This is a genomic window from Sphingomonas sp. S6 (assembly GCF_043498045.1).
Lineage (GTDB): Bacteria > Pseudomonadota > Alphaproteobacteria > Sphingomonadales > Sphingomonadaceae > Sphingomonas.
Map to the genome: position 1 here is coordinate 56,398 of NZ_JBIEOE010000001.1, position 14,459 is coordinate 70,856.

Sequence of the window (14,459 nt, forward strand, 5' to 3'; positions counted from 1 at the left end):
TCTGCCGCAATCGGGTTAACCGCCGCCTAAGCCTGCCGCAGGTCCGGTGGTGCATCCGGCCGGCACACGTTGCATTTTCTTCGCTTCGCCGCGTTCATCTTGTATAGCCGACCGGATTTATTCGCAGCGAGGTTGGATTTTCCGTGTTCAAGGGCCTGAAGCCGATCGTGTACAATGGCCGTGAGGTCTGGCCGCTGGTCGAGGGCGGCAAGGGTGTCGCCGCGACCAACCATGCCTCCGCAGGCGCCTGGGCGGCGGCGGGCGGCATCGGCACCGTCTCGGCGGTGAACGCCGACAGCTACGATCCCGAAGGCAAGATCATCCCGCAGGTCTATCGTGCGCTGACGCGGCGTGCCCGCCATGAAGAGCTGATCGAATATGCCATCGAGGGCGCCGTCCAGCAGGTGAAGCGCGCGTTCGAGATCGCGGGTGGCAAGGGCGCGATCAACATCAACGTCTTGTGGGAAATGGGCGGCGCGCAGCGTGTGCTGCACGGCGTGCTGGAGCGGACCCGCGGTATGGTGGCGGGCGTCACCTGCGGCGCGGGCATGCCCTATAAGCTCAGCGAGATCGCGGCGTCGTACGAGGTGTCGTACCTGCCGATCGTCTCGTCGGGTCGTGCCTTCCGCGCGCTGTGGAAGCGTGCCTATTCGAAGGCGGCGAACTGGCTGGCAGCGGTGGTGTACGAGGACCCGTGGCTGGCCGGTGGCCATAACGGCCTGTCCAACGCCGAAGACCCGCTGAAGCCGCAGGACCCCTATCCGCGCGTCGCCGAGCTGCGCAGCGTGATGCGCGAAGGCGGTATCCCCGACAGCACGCCGATCGTGATGGCCGGCGGCGTCTGGTACTTACGCGACTGGAACGACTGGATCGACAATCCGGAACTCGGCACCATTGCCTTCCAGTATGGCACGCGCCCGCTGCTGACGCAGGAAAGCCCGATCCCCGAAGGGTGGAAGGCACGCCTGACGCAGATCGAGGAAGGCGACGTTCTGCTGCACCGCTTTTCGCCGACGGGTTTCTATTCGTCCGCGGTGCGCAACCCGTTCCTGCGCAACCTGGAAGCACGCTCCGACCGGCAGATCGCCTTCTCGACCCAAGAGGCAGGCGACCACGTCTTCCAGCTCGACGTGGGCGTGAAGGGCAAGAACTTCTGGGTGACGCGCAACGACCTGCTGCGCGCGCGCCAGTGGTTCGGCGAGGGCTATACCGATGCGCTGAAGACGCCGGACAACACGCTCGTTTTCGTGACGCCGACCGAAAAGGGCATCATCCGCAAGGATCAGGCCGACTGCATGGGCTGCCTGTCGCAATGCGCCTTCTCGAGCTGGGCGGATACCGAGACGAATTCGACCGGGCGCCTCGCCGACCCGCGCAGCTTCTGCATCCAGAAGACGCTGCAGGACATCGCGCACGGTGGCGACGTCGACCAGAACCTGATGTTCGCCGGTCACGCCGCCTATAACTTCAAGCGCGATCCCTTCTATTCGAACGGCTTCGTGCCGTCGGTGAAGCAGCTGGTCGACCGCATCCTGACCGGCGACTGATCGTGCTGCTGATCGCCGGGACGATCCGCCTGCCAGCCGACCGGCTGGCGGCGGCGCGCCCGGCGATGCGCACGATGGTCGAGGCGAGCCGGGCCGAGAATGGATGCCTTGGCTATAGCTACGCGGAGGACGTGCTCGAGCCGGGTCTAATCCATGTCGCGGAGCGCTGGCGCGACCGTGCAGCGCTGGAGCGGCATTTCGCGACGTCGCATCTGGCCGCGTGGCGCGCGTGCTGGCCGGAGCTAGGCATCGGCGAGCGTGCATTGATGCTGTTCGAGACGGACGACGGTACGCCAACGTGACCCCTGTGGTGGCCGCGACGCTGGCCGACGTGGCGCAACTAATGCGGCCGGCGCGCCATCCCTGGTGGATCATCGGCAGCGGGGCGGTCGCGTTGCACGGGGCGGAGGCCGGCGACGTTCACGACATCGACGTCCTGATCTACCGTGCGGATGCTCCCGCCGTGCTGACGGCGGCCGGACTTACGCCGCTGACGATGCCGCCGGACCCGCTCCTCCGCTCGGATATCTTTGCCGTGTGGCCGGGCGCGGACGTGCCTGTCGAGATCATGGCAGGCTTTGCTATCGCAGGTCTGCAGGGATGGTGGCCGGTGCAGCCCGAAACGCGGGAGGCGATCGCTGTGCGCGATACGACGCTCTTCGTGCCGGCACGATCGGAGCTGGTCGCACTTCTGCACCGCATGGGACGCCCGAAGGACTTACGCCGTGCTGCGGCGTTGGAGGAGCGGGAGCCGGGTTGAGGCTCGACTCCCGCTCCATAAGGTCAGTTGGCGACGGTACCGACCACTGCGCCGGCCGTACCGCCAACCGCAGCCCCCTTTTCGACGCTGCCGCCCGTTGCCGCGGCGACACCCGCACCGCCCGCCGCACCGATGCCCGCACCCTTGAGCGTCGAGCAGGCCGACAGGCCGGCAGCGGTGCCGAGGAGAAGGAGCGTGGCGGCGATCGGCTTGAGCATCATGGGTTAGGCATCCTGTCGAAAGGGGTGCCGCGTTCAATGTTGCCACGCAGCAAAGGTTGCGCGACCCCATGAAATATCACGATTTGTTACATTCGCGTCGGAGGCTTCAGACCCAGCCGTCGAGCACCTGATCGGGCGGGCGGTGGCCGTCCGCCCACATCCGGATGTTCTGGATGACGCGCTCGCCCGACGCCTGCCGTCCCTCGAGTGTCGCCGAGCCCATGTGCGGTGTCATCACCACATTGGGCAGCGCGAGCAGGCGCGGATCGATCCGCGGTTCGTGCTCCCACACGTCGAGGCCGGCTCCGGCAAGTCGACCCGCCTCCAGCGCATCGACCAGCGCGACCTCGTCGACGATGCCGCCGCGTGAGGTGTTGATGAGATAGACGTGCGGCCGCATCAGTCCGATGCGCCGCGCGTCGATCAGGTCGTGGCTGTCCGTGTTGAGCGGCGTGTGGATCGTCACGATGTCGGCAATCCCGAGCAGGTCGTCGAGATCGGCGTGGAAGGTCGCGCCGAGCTCCGCCTCGACCACCGCGGGCAATCGGCGGCGATTGTGATAGTGGATTGACAGGCCGAAGGCGCGGGCACGGCGCGCCACCGCCTGGCCGATGCGGCCCATGCCCACGATGCCCAGCGCCTTGCCGCCGATCCGCCGGCCCAGCATGCCGCCGGGGCTCCAGCCATGCCACTCGCCCGACCGGACGAGCTTCTCGCCCTCCGCCAACCGGCGGGGGACGGACACGATCAGGGCCATCGCCATGTCCGCCGTGTCTTCGGTCAGCACGCCCGGCGTATTGGTGACGATGATGCCGCGGGCGCGCGCCGCCTTCAGGGCGATATGGTTCACGCCCGCGCCGTAATTGGCGATCAAGCGCAGCCGCTCGCCCGCGCCTTCGATCAATGCCGCGTCGATATCGTCGGTGACGGTGGGCACCAGCACGTCGCAGTCGGCCATCGCCGCGGCGAGTTGATCGCGCGTCATCGGCGTGTCGCCGCGGTTGTTCGCCGTGTCGAACAGATCCTCCAGCCGCGTCATGATCGAGTCGGTCAACTCGCGCGTGACGATCACGCGGGGCGCGCGCGGCGCCGGCGGACGGGGGCTTGTATCTGGCATCGCCCGTCCGGCTTGGCGAAGGTGCGCGCGAACGTCAACGCATCGTTGCCACCGCCCGCGGTGGCGCTAGAGAGAGGATATACGGGAAAAAGGGACAGTGACGATGCGCCATCGGATCTGGGCGGCAGCGATGCTGGCGACGGTCGCTATGGAAGGCGGCGCGCTGGCGGCCGACGCCAAGAAGACATTGCCATATTACGCCTCGATCAATGCAGGCCGTGCGCGGATGCGGACCGGGCCGGACAAGACCTATCCGGCGAGCTGGCTGTATCAGCGTGCCGATCTGCCCGTGCGCGTCGTCGCCGTTTTCAAACAGTGGCGCAAGGTGGAAGACCCGGACGGTACGCAGGGCTGGATGCTGGCGGCACTGCTCAGCGAACGCCGCACCGGTATCGTGCGTGGGCAGCAACCCGCCGATATGCGGGCGCAGCCGTCCGCCGGCGCGGGTCTGTCGTGGCGCGCCGCGCCGGGCGTTGTCGGGCGGCTGAGCGAATGCGGCAATGGCTGGTGCCGTTTCGACGTGAAAGGGCAGGCGGGTTACGTCGAGGTGTCGCGTCTGTGGGGCGTCGAGCCGACGGAAAGGCTTCCGTAACGGTACGTTAGTATGATCTAAATTAGGGCGGGGTGTATAGGAGCTGCCGCGCGTGATCCCGACCGAGCCTTTACCGCTTCACCACAGCTGGCCCCTTTGGATGGCCGATCGCTTCGATCTGGGGCGTGTGATCGAACTGGACAGCGCGCCATCCGAGCTGATCGTCGCTCCGGTCGACACGCTGGCGAGCGCGTGGAGCTGCGAACTGGCCGGTCAGCGGCTCGACTGGGGTGCGAGCGTGCGGCGCCTGTTCGGCTATCCCGCCGACCATTGTCCGCTGCGCGAAGAGGTCGTCACGCTGTATGAAGAATCGTCGCGGGCGGCGATGGAGCGGCTGCGCGCCCATGCGATCCGCCATCGCCGCGGCTTCACGCTCGATATCGCGATCCGACCGGTCGATGGCGGGCGCCGTTGGGTGCGACTGGTCACGATGCCGGTGTGCGAAGGAAAGACCGTCACGTGCCTGAAGGGTTGGAAGGCTGACGTATCGCATCTTTACGGCGACACGACGCCGATGCCGGTGCCCGCGATGCCGCTCAGTCGCGGATAGGCTTGGGGCGCTGACGACTGGCCAGCCACAGTCCGGCGGCGATCTGGGCGAGAGCGTAGACGCGGCGACGGGCCGGGTGGCCGACGAACGGGCGAACCGCGCGCTCTGCGCCGAGGGCCGCGTCCTTCCATAAATCGACGTGGCGGTCGGGTTGGGCAAGGCCGATCAGGCCGTCGCCGACCATGAAGATCGCTGCCATCTCCGCCGCGCGGGCGGGCCAGGGGCTGCCGGTCAGCGCGCGCCGTGGGTCGGTCGCCATGCCCTCATCTCCTCTACCGCGACGCTGCGCCGCAGGATTTTCGCATCGGGATCAACGATATAGTGCGCGCCGACCGGAATGGTAAGCGTGCCGCGGCCGTCGGTCATCGGCAGGCGCGTGGTGGTGGCGCCGACCTGTACGTCGACCGGCATGGGGAAGGCGCCGCCGCCCGGCACCGTCCAAGCGAAGGTCACGCGGTCGCCGGCACGCGTCTCGACGAGGTCCGGGAGCGCTGCCTGGCGCAGATAGACGTCGAAGAACCAGCGATAGTCCTTGCCCGTCACCTGCCGGACGAGCGCCTCATATTCCGCGGTCGAACCGAAGCGCGGGCGGAAATTGCCGGGGCGCGGATCGGGGCGACCGTAAACGGCAAGGCGCGTGACCGTCCAGAAGGCGTCGTCGCCGATCAGCCCGCGCAGGGTGTGGAGCATCCACGATCCCTTGTAATAGATGTCCTGGCCCGCGCCGCCCTTGTCGGGTTCGTACACCTCTTCCTCGGTGAGGACCTTGCCCTTCACGATCGGCTGCGCGTTCACGATTTTGTCGCGTTCGGCCTGCATCATGGCGTCGTAGCGCGCGCGGCCTTCGCGCCATTGGCCGTAGGCGGGCTGCATGTAGGTGCCATAGCCCTCGTGCAGCCAGTAATCGTCCCAATTGGCGGCGGTGAGCTGATTGGCGAACCATTCGTGCGAGAATTCATGCTGGAACAGCCAGTCGAAGCCCTCCAGCGTCTTGGCGTAGTCGTTGCCGTAGGCGTTGATCGTCTGATGCTCCATCCCCTTGTGCGGGGTTTCGACGACGCCGACCTTTTCGTCGCCGAAGGGATAGGGGCCGACCATAGTTTCGAAGAAATCGAGCGTCGGCGCGAATTCGGCAAAGAGGCGTTCGGCCTGCGCCTTCTCGCCGGGCAGATACCAGTAGGACATGGGGATCGCGTTGCCGAACCGGCTTTTGTAGGTGCCGCTGATTTCCTCATACGGCCCGACGTTGAGCGCGATGGCGTAGGTGTTGGGGTTGCGCGTCCGCCAGTTCCAACGGGTGCGCCCGTCGGGCAAGGTGTCGACGCCAATCAGGCGGCCGTTCGAAGGCGCCTTCAGGCCCTTGGGGACGATGATGTGGATATTGACCAGGGCGGGCTCGCCGGTTGGAAAGTCGAGGCACGGCCAGAACAGATCGCAGCCATAGCCTTCGGATGTGGTCGCGAACCAGGTGCGGCCGTCGGGCGTCTTCGACCAGACCATGCCGTCATCCCAGGGCGCCCGCACCGCGACGTGCGGCTGGCCGCCGTAGGCGATGCGTGCGGTGACGCTCTCTCCCGCTTTCAGCGCGTGCGGCAGACGGATGGCGAGGCGCCCTCCGGGGTTCGACCAGCTCGTCGGCGTGAGGGATGTGCCGTCGATGGTGATCGCCGTGACGGGCAGGTTGCGGTCGAGATCGATCAGCAGCGTCGCGACGGGCGCGGTGGCGGTGAAGCGCAGCGTCGCGGTGCCGTTCAGCGTTTCGGTGTCGGGCAGCACTTCAAAGGTGAGATCGGCATGGTCGAAGCGCAGCGCGAGCTGTTCGGCCGGGCGGACGCCGCCGGAGGTTTGGGTGAGGGGGGTGATCGGCGGCTCGCCCTTCTTGGGAAGCGGCGTAGCAGCGGCGGCGAGCAGGGCGAGGAGGAGCATGGAACGTCCTTACCCCGGCTCTCGTTTTTGAGGGAAGGGGCGCGGCCTTTGCGCGCGACCGGCCAGCCCAAATTCGCCGTCACCCCGGACTTGTTCCGGGGTCCACCGTGCGGCTGGGGGAGAAGTTTGGGCCTCTTGTCCTTCCCTTGCGGCTCGGTGGACCCCGGAACAAGTCCGGGGTGACGGTGGGCGTTGGGCGGCGTGTGTCTGACCTACGGACTATTTCTTCGCCTGTTCCTTCTTCCACGCCTGATAGGCGTCGACGGCGTCGTCCTGCTTCAGCACGCGCGACATCGGGTCGACGACGATATGCGCGCCCGCCGGTACGGTGATCGTCGCAAGGCCGCCGGTCATCGGCACCTTGCGTACGACATCGTCCACCGCAACCTCGACGGGGAGCGGGAAGGGTTTGCCGGTCGGGGCGACCCACTTCAGCGTCAGCTGCGTCGCGTTGCGGTTGACCACCAGCTTGGGCAAGGCAGCCTGGTAGAGGTAGGTGTCGAAGAACCACTGCCAGTCCTGCCCGGTCACCTGGTTGACAATCGCGATGAATTCGGGCGTCGTTCGGAACTGGGGCACGAAGTTGCCCGGCGCGGGATCGGGGCGGCCGTAGACCTCGCGACGCAGGATTTCGGCGAACGCCGTATCGCCGACCGCGTTGCGCAGCGTGTGGAGGACCCACGATCCCTTGTTGTAGATGTCGCTGCCGCGGCCGGGCGCCTTATCATACACCTCTTCGGCGGCCTGCGGCTTGCCGGTGACGAGCGGCGATTCGTTGAGGATCGCCGGGCGGCTTGCCAGCATCATCGCGGTGTAGCGGCCCTCGCCCTCGCGCCAGCGGCCGTACAGCGGCTGCATATAGGCGGTGAAGCCTTCGTGCAGCCAGAAGTCGTCCCAGTTACTCGCGGTAAGCTGGTTGGCGAACCATTCGTGACCGAATTCATGCTGGAACAGCCAGTCGAACCCCTCGGGCGCCTTGGCGTAGTTATTGCCATAAGCGTTGATCGTCTGGTGCTCCATGCCCTTGTGCGGCGTCTCGACCACGCCGACCTTCTCGTCCGCCCAAGGATAGGGGCCGACCGTCGATTCGTAGAAGTCGATCGTGGGGGCGAATTCGGCGAAGAGCTTCTCGGCTTTTTCCTTTTCGCCGGGCAGATACCAATAGAACATCGGAATTTCGTTGCCGAAGCGGCTCTTGTAGGTGCCGGCGATCTGTTCGTACGGCCCGACGTTGAGCGCGATGCCGTAGAGATTCGGATGCTTGGCCTCCCAGTTCCACGTCGAGCGGCCGTCGTCGAGGCGATCCACGCCAAGCAGCTTGCCGTTCGATGGCGCCGACAGCCCCTTGGGTACGGTGATGTGCAGCGTCACCTTCTGCGGTTCGTAGGTCGGGTAATCGATGCACGGCCAGATGAGGTCGCAGCCCTCCATCTGCACCGCGGTCGCGATCCACGGCTGGCCGTCGGGCGTCTTCGCCCAGACGAAGCCGCCATCCCAGGGCGCGCGCACCGCGGTATGCGGGCGGCCACCATAGACGATCTTGACGGTAAGCTTGGCGTCCTTCGCCGCCTTCTTGGCGAGCGTGATCGTCATCCGGCCTTCGGGGTTGCTGAACCCCGCATCGACGCCATCGACCTGCACGGCCGTGACGGTGAAGTTCTTGTCGAGATCGACGACCAGCTTGTTGATCCGGTCGCGCGCAGTGAAGGTCAGCGTCGCGGTGCCGTTGATCACCTCGCGCACCGGATCGACTTCGATCGCGAGATCGGCGGTGTCGAGCGTCACCTTCTTCTGCGCGGGATCGAGCGGTCCACCGGACAAAGCGGTCTGCGCGGTGATCGGCGGCATGCCCTTTTCCGCAGCGTGGACCCCCGTCGACAGGAGCAGCAGGGCAGCGAAGGGCAGGCGTGGCGACATCGGTTTCTCCCTGGGGACAGGCGAGCGCCGGTTTCCACGCTGGGCCGGGCGATGACAAGTCCGAAGCGACCGGGCCGAAGCGATTGCCAGGCAAGCGATCGGCCCGAGCCCGATCGAGCCGCAGGCTTGCATACCGACCCGTAACGATTGATGCCTATCGCAAGCCACCCCATATAGGGGGCAAGGCTGCCCCGGTATCGGGCGGCGTCGGAGTATCCATGACCCTATTTCCCGTACTTCCCCTGCGCGATATCGTCGTTTTCCCGCACATGATCGTGCCGCTGTTCGTCGGCCGCGACAAATCGGTCGCGGCGCTGGAGGCGGCGATGAACGCCGACAAGGAAATCTTCCTCGTCGCGCAGCTCGACCCGGCGCAGGACGATCCGGCGCGCGAGGACCTGTATGAGGTCGGCGTGACCGCAACCGTGCTGCAGCTGCTGAAGCTTCCCGATGGCACCGTGCGCGTGCTGGTCGAGGGCAAGGCGCGCGGACGGCTGGTCGAGCTGTCCGAGGCGGACGGCTATCTGCAGTCGACGATCGAGATCCTGGAAGAGCGCGTAGCCGAGGGCATCGAGGTCGAGGCGCTGATGCGCTCGGCGGTCGAGCAGTTCGAAACCTATGCGAAGCTCAACAAGAAGCTGCCGGCGGAAACGGCGCAGCAGCTGGGCGAGCTCGTCGAGGCGGCGAAGCTGTCGGACGCGCTGATGGCCAACGTTCAGGTGAAGGTCGCCGACAAGCAGGCGCTGCTGGTCGAGCTCGATCCGGTCAAGCGGCTCGAAATGGCCTATGCGCTGATGGAAGGCGAACTCGGCGTTCTGCACGTCGAGAAGAAGATCAAGAGCCGCGTCAAGCGCCAGATGGAGAAGACGCAGCGCGAATATTACCTCAACGAGCAGCTGAAGGCGATCCAGCGCGAGCTGGGTAACAGCGACGACGAGGGCGACGGCGACGAGATTGCCGAGCTGACCCAGAAGATCGCGACGCTGAAGCTCAGCAAGGAAGCGCGCGCCAAGGCGACGAGCGAGCTCAAAAAGCTGAAGACCATGGCGCCGATGAGCGCCGAGGCGACCGTCGTGCGCAATTACCTCGACGTGCTGCTCGGCCTGCCGTGGGGCAAGAAGTCGAAGATCAAGAAGGACATCGCCGCCGCGCAGGCGGTGCTGGACGAGGATCACTATGCGCTGGAAAAGGTGAAGGACCGGATCGTCGAATATCTCGGCGTGCAGGCGCGCACCAACAAGCTGAAGGGGCCGATCCTGTGCCTCGTCGGCCCGCCGGGCGTCGGCAAGACCAGCCTCGGCAAGTCGATCGCCAAGGCGACCGGGCGCGAATTCATCCGCCAGTCGCTGGGCGGCGTGCGCGACGAAGCCGAGATCCGCGGCCATCGCCGCACGTACATCGGCTCGCTGCCGGGCAAAATCGTGACGAACCTCAAAAAGGCCGGCACGTCGAACCCGCTGTTCCTGCTCGACGAGATCGACAAGCTGGGTCAGGATTTCCGCGGCGATCCCGCGTCGGCGCTGCTCGAGGTGCTCGACCCCGAACAGAACGGCAAGTTCAACGATCACTATCTCGAGATCGATATCGATCTCAGCGACGTGATGTTCGTGTGCACCGCGAACACGCTCAACCTGCCGCAGCCGCTGCTCGACCGCATGGAGATCATCCGACTGGAGGGCTATACCGAGGACGAGAAGGTCGAAATCGCCGAACGCCATCTGGTCGAGAAGCAGATCGAGGCGCACGGGCTGAAGGCGGGCGAGTTCACGCTGACGCAAGCGGGCCTGCGCGCGCTGATCCAGCGCTACACCCGCGAGGCGGGCGTGCGAACGCTGGAGCGCGAGATCGCCAAGCTGGCGCGCAAGGCGCTGCGCCAGATCCTGGAGGGCAAGGCGAGCAGCGTCACGATCACGCCGGACAATCTTCACGAGTTCGCGGGGGTGCAGAAGTATCGCCACGGCCTTAGCGAAACCGAGCATCAGATCGGCGCGGTGACGGGCCTTGCCTGGACCGAGGTCGGCGGCGAGTTGCTGACGATCGAGAGCGTCACGGTGCCGGGCAAGGGCGCGGTGAAGACCACCGGCAAGCTGGGCGACGTGATGAAGGAATCGGTGCAGGCCGCCTTCAGCTTCGTGCAGGCGCGCAGCCCGAGCTATGGCATCAAGCCCTCGCTGTTTCACCGCAAGGACATCCACATCCACCTGCCCGAAGGCGCGGTGCCGAAGGATGGGCCGTCGGCGGGGATCGGGCTCGTCACATCGATCGTCTCGACGCTGACCGGCGTGCCGGTGAAGAAGGACGTTGCGATGACCGGCGAGGTGACGCTGCGCGGCCGCGTGCTGCCGATCGGGGGGCTGAAGGAGAAGCTGCTCGCGGCGCTGCGGGGCGGCATCACCACGGTGCTGATCCCGCAGGAGAACGAAAAGGATCTCGCCGACATCCCGCAGAACGTGAAGGATGGTCTGACCATCGTTCCGGTCAGCCATGTCGACGAGGTGCTGACGCTTGCGCTGACCGAGCCGCTGGAGGCGATCGACTGGACCGACGCTGACGAACTTGCGGCGCTGCCCCCGGCAGGGGTTGCACCCGCGGGCGGCGAGTTGCATCACTGAGCACTTGGCGACCCTTCGGGTCCGTGTATTAACGCTATTGAACGGCCGCGTCGGAGAGGGCGCGGCCATAATCATTTGACATGCCCGGCCGCGACAGCGTTATTCGTTGTTCCGGCGGGGCAATGATTCTGACGCTCATGCCAAAGGGGGCAGTAACTCGATGAACAAGCAGGAATTGATCGCGACTGTCGCGGACATGTCGGGCCTCGCCAAGGGCGATGCGGTCAAGGCCGTCGAAGCGGTGTTCGACGCGATCTCCGCAAGCCTCAAAAAGGGCGACGAAGTGCGCCTGGTCGGGTTCGGCACCTTCTCGGTGTCGAAGCGCAAGGCGTCGACGGGCCGCAACCCGCGCACCGGCGAGCCGATGACGATCAAGGCGTCGAGCCAGCCCAAGTTCAAGGCCGGCAAGGGCCTGAAGGATTCGGTCAACTGATCTGACCGGGCGGGCGGCAATATTCCGGCGAGAATTTTTCGACGCGCGGATTTTGCACTGGACAGGGGGCCACGCCGCCCCCTAAAGGCCCGCCTCCGAACTGTTTCGGGCGCGTAGCTCAGCGGTAGAGCACACCCTTCACACGGGTGGGGTCACAGGTTCAATCCCTGTCGCGCCCACCATATCAGCCCGCCAGGTCGCATCGACCGGCGGGCTTTTTGGTGCGCTGCGTGCGCCCGATCCACCGGACGCGGCCCAGACGTGGCATTGCCCGTTTGTGTCATATCCCTGTCATTTTGTCGTTGCGGTTCGGGAACAATGTCTTCCGGCGCGCTTTAACGCCTTCACATTTCAGGGAGAGTGGTGATGGTAGACTATACGACCGATCGGACCGGACAGCGCGTCGTGGTGGAGCGTCGCGGCGGTGCGGGCCGTGTGCTGGCGATCGTCGCGGTCGTTGCGATCGTGATCGTCGGCCTGCTGTTTGCGACCGGTTTCTGGAGCGCGAAGGTGACGAAGGATGGCTCGCTGCCGTCGGTCGACGTCAGCGCCAAGGGCGGTTCGCTGCCGAAGGTCGACCTCGATTCGAAGGAAGTCGTCGTCGGCACCACCGAAAAGACGGTCGAGGTGCCCAAGGTGAAGACCGAGAAGGAAACCATCTCGGTGCCGGCAGTCGGCGTGAAGGACAACGGCGAGAAGTAATCTCGTCGCCAAGCCGGATGTTTCGAGGGCGTCTTCCCGTGGGAAGGCGCCCTTTTTCGTTTGGGGCCTGCCACAGCACAGGGGGCTACACGTTATATGAGTGCCTGAGTTGCCGGCTCATAATGTCTACGATGTCATTTCCAGCCACCGGTGACGAGGGCGGGGCAGCGCCCGCAACGGGTTAGAGCAAGGCTGACGGTCGCAAAATCAACGACTTGCCTTCCTCGCGTGTCACATCACTGTCGTAATATCGTAACGGCAACGTCTCGAAATCCTCACGATGGCGTCATTCAACGCGGCTAACCGCCGCTCCAGGGATCGGCGAACGGGGGACCCTTGGTCGATCGCGGGCACGCAGCCCGACCTCGCGACAACGTATATCGACCGGGAGCATTTCGATCATGGCGACCACCACGCGCTACGGCAAATTCCTCATGACGTCCGCCGCCTGCCTCGCGCTCGCCGGCTGCGGCGGCGCGGACAACGTCGCCTCGCCCGGCGCTGGCAGCGTGACGATCGTGCAGCCGGCCCCGACGCCGACGCCGACCGCCCCCACGCCGACGCCCAGCGCGATCACCGCGGCGCAGTTCGCCGCCGTCACCACGGTGAACGGCATCTCGATCACCGCCGACGAACAGCTGGCGATCGTGAATGCGGGCAGCAACAACAATATCAACGGCACCGGCGCGCAGATGAACGGCGTCTACCCCGTCTCGTCGACCTCGCTGACCACCGCGACCGATCCGTCGTCGATCAACAGCTTCTTCACCAGCACCAACTACGTCGGTGCCCTGAACGGCCCGAGCGACACGAGCTTCCAGGGCTGGACCTGCAACTCGACCGCCGCCGAGTTCGGCGGGTCGGGCGCGCGCTGCACCGCGGTCCCGGCGATCGGTACGCTGGCGAGCGGCACCGCCTGCCCGACGGGCACGACCACCGCGACCGGCGGCAGCGGCACCGCGACCGCGGCGACCGTCGGCGGCTTCAAGGTGTGCGACATCCCGCAGGCGATCACCACCAGCCTGACGCTGCCGCGCATCCCCGGCATCGCCTATCGCCTGACCGGCCAGACCGAGGTCGGCACCGATCTGGGCTCGACCGGCGGCACCGGCGCGACGCTGACGATCGAGGCGGGCGTGACCGTCTTCTCCAACGCCAATGAGGCGACGAACGACCTGCTGCTGGTCAACCGCGGTTCGAAGCTGGTGGCGATCGGCACGCGCGACGCGCCGATCATCTTCACCTCGCAGCAGAACGTGACCTCCGCGACGGGCGAATCGGAAACCAGCCAGGGCCATTGGGGCGGCATCATCCTGCTCGGCCGCGCGCCGACCGGGGTGTGCGCCAGCGGCACCGGCCCGAACAATGCGGCGGGCAGCTCGACCACCTGCCAGCAGGCGATCGAGGGCGTTACCGGCCGCTTCTACGGCGGGCCGACCGCGGCCGATTCGTCGGGCCAGATGTCCTACGTCCAGATCCGCTATTCGGGCATCGCGATCAGCGACGGCAACGAGCTGCAGGGCCTGACGCTGGGCGGCACCGGATCGGGTACGGTCATCGACCACATCCAGAGCCACAATTCGGCGGATGACGGCATTGAGATCTTCGGCGGCAACACCAACATCAAATATATCGCGATCACCGGCGCGGACGACGACGGCTTCGACATCGACAACGGCTATCGCGGCTTCATGCAGTTCATGATCGCGGCGCAGCGCGTCGGCGGCGCGACGGTCGACAGCTTCTCGACCGAGATCGACTCGAACAATGCCGAGGATCTGCTGCCGCGCACCTTCTCGACCTACGCCAACTTCACCTTCATCCAGACCGCGCTGGCGCCGGCTGCGATCCGCCAGCGTGGCGGGTCGGACATGCGCTACGTCAACGGCATCGTGAAGACGGTGAGCAACGTCGCCTGCATCAACCTGGTGGCCGGCGAACAGACCAGCGGCGGCCGCACGACGATCCGGCCGAAGGACGACACCCTGCAGGACTTCGGCCCGCCGACGTTCAACTCGATCTACTTCGCCTGCCAGGGCCGCTGATGCGGCGGGGACGCACCCGTCCCCAGCCAGCATCGGT

General features: G+C 66.1%; 14 protein-coding genes and 1 tRNA gene. 10 read left to right on the plus strand and 5 right to left on the minus strand.

The genetic code is table 11. The annotated features are described in order from the left end of the window. Positions 1-143: 143 nt before the first annotated feature. From ACGVWT_RS00275 to ACGVWT_RS00285, 3 genes are read left to right on the plus strand one after another with little or no spacing between them, the layout of a single operon-like run. Complete coding sequence (locus ACGVWT_RS00275) at positions 144-1,547, plus strand: nitronate monooxygenase (RefSeq protein WP_315462263.1); 1,404 nt, start codon at positions 144-146, stop codon at positions 1,545-1,547. A 2-nt stretch (positions 1,548-1,549) separates the two neighbouring features. Continuing rightward, the gene (locus ACGVWT_RS00280) at positions 1,550-1,849 is read left to right on the plus strand and encodes a putative quinol monooxygenase (protein ID WP_315462262.1); all 300 of its coding nucleotides are present in this window, start codon (positions 1,550-1,552) and stop codon (positions 1,847-1,849) included. A gap of 8 nt (positions 1,850-1,857) precedes the next feature. After that, entirely contained in the window at positions 1,858-2,307 is a 450-nt protein-coding gene (locus ACGVWT_RS00285; protein WP_394425033.1) for a hypothetical protein, read from the plus strand. A 23-nt stretch (positions 2,308-2,330) separates the two neighbouring features. On the opposite strand, the gene ACGVWT_RS00290 is transcribed toward ACGVWT_RS00285, so the two are convergent. Next, a complete protein-coding gene (locus tag ACGVWT_RS00290; RefSeq protein WP_315462260.1) occupies positions 2,331-2,528 on the minus strand; it encodes a hypothetical protein in 198 nt (65 codons plus the stop codon). A 106-nt stretch (positions 2,529-2,634) separates the two neighbouring features. After that, a complete protein-coding gene (locus tag ACGVWT_RS00295; protein ID WP_116462302.1) occupies positions 2,635-3,645 on the minus strand; it encodes a D-glycerate dehydrogenase in 1,011 nt (336 codons plus the stop codon). Positions 3,646-3,748: 103 nt separating this feature from the next. Between ACGVWT_RS00295 and ACGVWT_RS00300 the strand changes: the two genes are divergently transcribed. Beyond that, positions 3,749-4,237 (plus strand): SH3 domain-containing protein, encoded by a 489-nt coding sequence (locus ACGVWT_RS00300; RefSeq protein WP_116462301.1) that lies wholly within the window; start codon positions 3,749-3,751, stop codon positions 4,235-4,237. Between the two features lie 100 nt (positions 4,238-4,337). Further along, on the plus strand, positions 4,338-4,787 hold the full coding sequence (locus ACGVWT_RS00305; RefSeq protein ID WP_315462259.1) for a hypothetical protein: 450 nt from the start codon (positions 4,338-4,340) through the stop codon (positions 4,785-4,787). Here ACGVWT_RS00305 and ACGVWT_RS00310 read toward each other — a convergent pair. The 3 genes from ACGVWT_RS00310 to ACGVWT_RS00320 all read right to left on the minus strand — a co-directional run bounded on the left by ACGVWT_RS00310 (position 4,774) and on the right by ACGVWT_RS00320 (position 8,630). Continuing rightward, positions 4,774-5,046, minus strand: coding sequence for a hypothetical protein (locus tag ACGVWT_RS00310; protein WP_315462258.1), 273 nt, complete (start codon positions 5,044-5,046; stop codon positions 4,774-4,776). The two genes, ACGVWT_RS00305 and ACGVWT_RS00310, sit on opposite strands and share 14 nt — an antisense overlap. Then, a complete protein-coding gene (locus tag ACGVWT_RS00315) occupies positions 5,019-6,713 on the minus strand; it encodes a M1 family metallopeptidase (protein ID WP_315462257.1) in 1,695 nt (564 codons plus the stop codon). The genes ACGVWT_RS00310 and ACGVWT_RS00315 overlap by 28 nt, the downstream gene beginning before the upstream one ends. A gap of 219 nt (positions 6,714-6,932) precedes the next feature. Next, positions 6,933-8,630: a M1 family metallopeptidase gene (locus tag ACGVWT_RS00320; protein ID WP_315462256.1), complete on the minus strand. Its 1,698-nt coding sequence runs from the start codon at positions 8,628-8,630 to the stop codon at positions 6,933-6,935. Positions 8,631-8,848: 218 nt separating this feature from the next. Between ACGVWT_RS00320 and lon the strand changes: the two genes are divergently transcribed. The 5 genes from lon to ACGVWT_RS00345 all read left to right on the plus strand — a co-directional run bounded on the left by lon (position 8,849) and on the right by ACGVWT_RS00345 (position 14,422). Further along, the gene (gene lon, locus ACGVWT_RS00325; protein WP_116462296.1) at positions 8,849-11,242 is read left to right on the plus strand and encodes an endopeptidase La; all 2,394 of its coding nucleotides are present in this window, start codon (positions 8,849-8,851) and stop codon (positions 11,240-11,242) included. A gap of 160 nt (positions 11,243-11,402) precedes the next feature. Continuing rightward, complete coding sequence (locus ACGVWT_RS00330; protein ID WP_017979250.1) at positions 11,403-11,675, plus strand: HU family DNA-binding protein; 273 nt, start codon at positions 11,403-11,405, stop codon at positions 11,673-11,675. A 107-nt stretch (positions 11,676-11,782) separates the two neighbouring features. Beyond that, positions 11,783-11,857, plus strand: a tRNA-Val gene (locus ACGVWT_RS00335). A gap of 184 nt (positions 11,858-12,041) precedes the next feature. Continuing rightward, positions 12,042-12,377 (plus strand): hypothetical protein, encoded by a 336-nt coding sequence (locus tag ACGVWT_RS00340; protein ID WP_116462295.1) that lies wholly within the window; start codon positions 12,042-12,044, stop codon positions 12,375-12,377. A 401-nt stretch (positions 12,378-12,778) separates the two neighbouring features. Continuing rightward, the gene (locus ACGVWT_RS00345; RefSeq protein WP_315462255.1) at positions 12,779-14,422 is read left to right on the plus strand and encodes a hypothetical protein; all 1,644 of its coding nucleotides are present in this window, start codon (positions 12,779-12,781) and stop codon (positions 14,420-14,422) included. Positions 14,423-14,459: the final 37 nt, after the last annotated feature.

Bases quoted from the DNA above. Each gene is read 5' to 3' on its own strand.
- ACGVWT_RS00290 (WP_315462260.1), bottom strand. From the start codon at position 2,528: ATGATGCTCAAGCCGATCGCCGCCACGCTCCTTCTCCTCGGCACCGCT.
- ACGVWT_RS00295 (WP_116462302.1), bottom strand. From the start codon at position 3,645: ATGCCAGATACAAGCCCCCGTCCGCCGGCGCCGCGCGCGCCCCGCGTG.
- ACGVWT_RS00300 (WP_116462301.1), top strand. From the start codon at position 3,749: ATGCGCCATCGGATCTGGGCGGCAGCGATGCTGGCGACGGTCGCTATG.
- ACGVWT_RS00305 (WP_315462259.1), top strand. From the start codon at position 4,338: ATGGCCGATCGCTTCGATCTGGGGCGTGTGATCGAACTGGACAGCGCG.
- ACGVWT_RS00310 (WP_315462258.1), bottom strand. From the start codon at position 5,046: ATGGCGACCGACCCACGGCGCGCGCTGACCGGCAGCCCCTGGCCCGCC.
- ACGVWT_RS00315 (WP_315462257.1), bottom strand. From the start codon at position 6,713: ATGCTCCTCCTCGCCCTGCTCGCCGCCGCTGCTACGCCGCTTCCCAAG.
- ACGVWT_RS00320 (WP_315462256.1), bottom strand. From the start codon at position 8,630: ATGTCGCCACGCCTGCCCTTCGCTGCCCTGCTGCTCCTGTCGACGGGG.
- lon (WP_116462296.1), top strand. From the start codon at position 8,849: ATGACCCTATTTCCCGTACTTCCCCTGCGCGATATCGTCGTTTTCCCG.
- ACGVWT_RS00330 (WP_017979250.1), top strand. From the start codon at position 11,403: ATGAACAAGCAGGAATTGATCGCGACTGTCGCGGACATGTCGGGCCTC.
- ACGVWT_RS00340 (WP_116462295.1), top strand. From the start codon at position 12,042: ATGGTAGACTATACGACCGATCGGACCGGACAGCGCGTCGTGGTGGAG.
- ACGVWT_RS00345 (WP_315462255.1), top strand. From the start codon at position 12,779: ATGGCGACCACCACGCGCTACGGCAAATTCCTCATGACGTCCGCCGCC.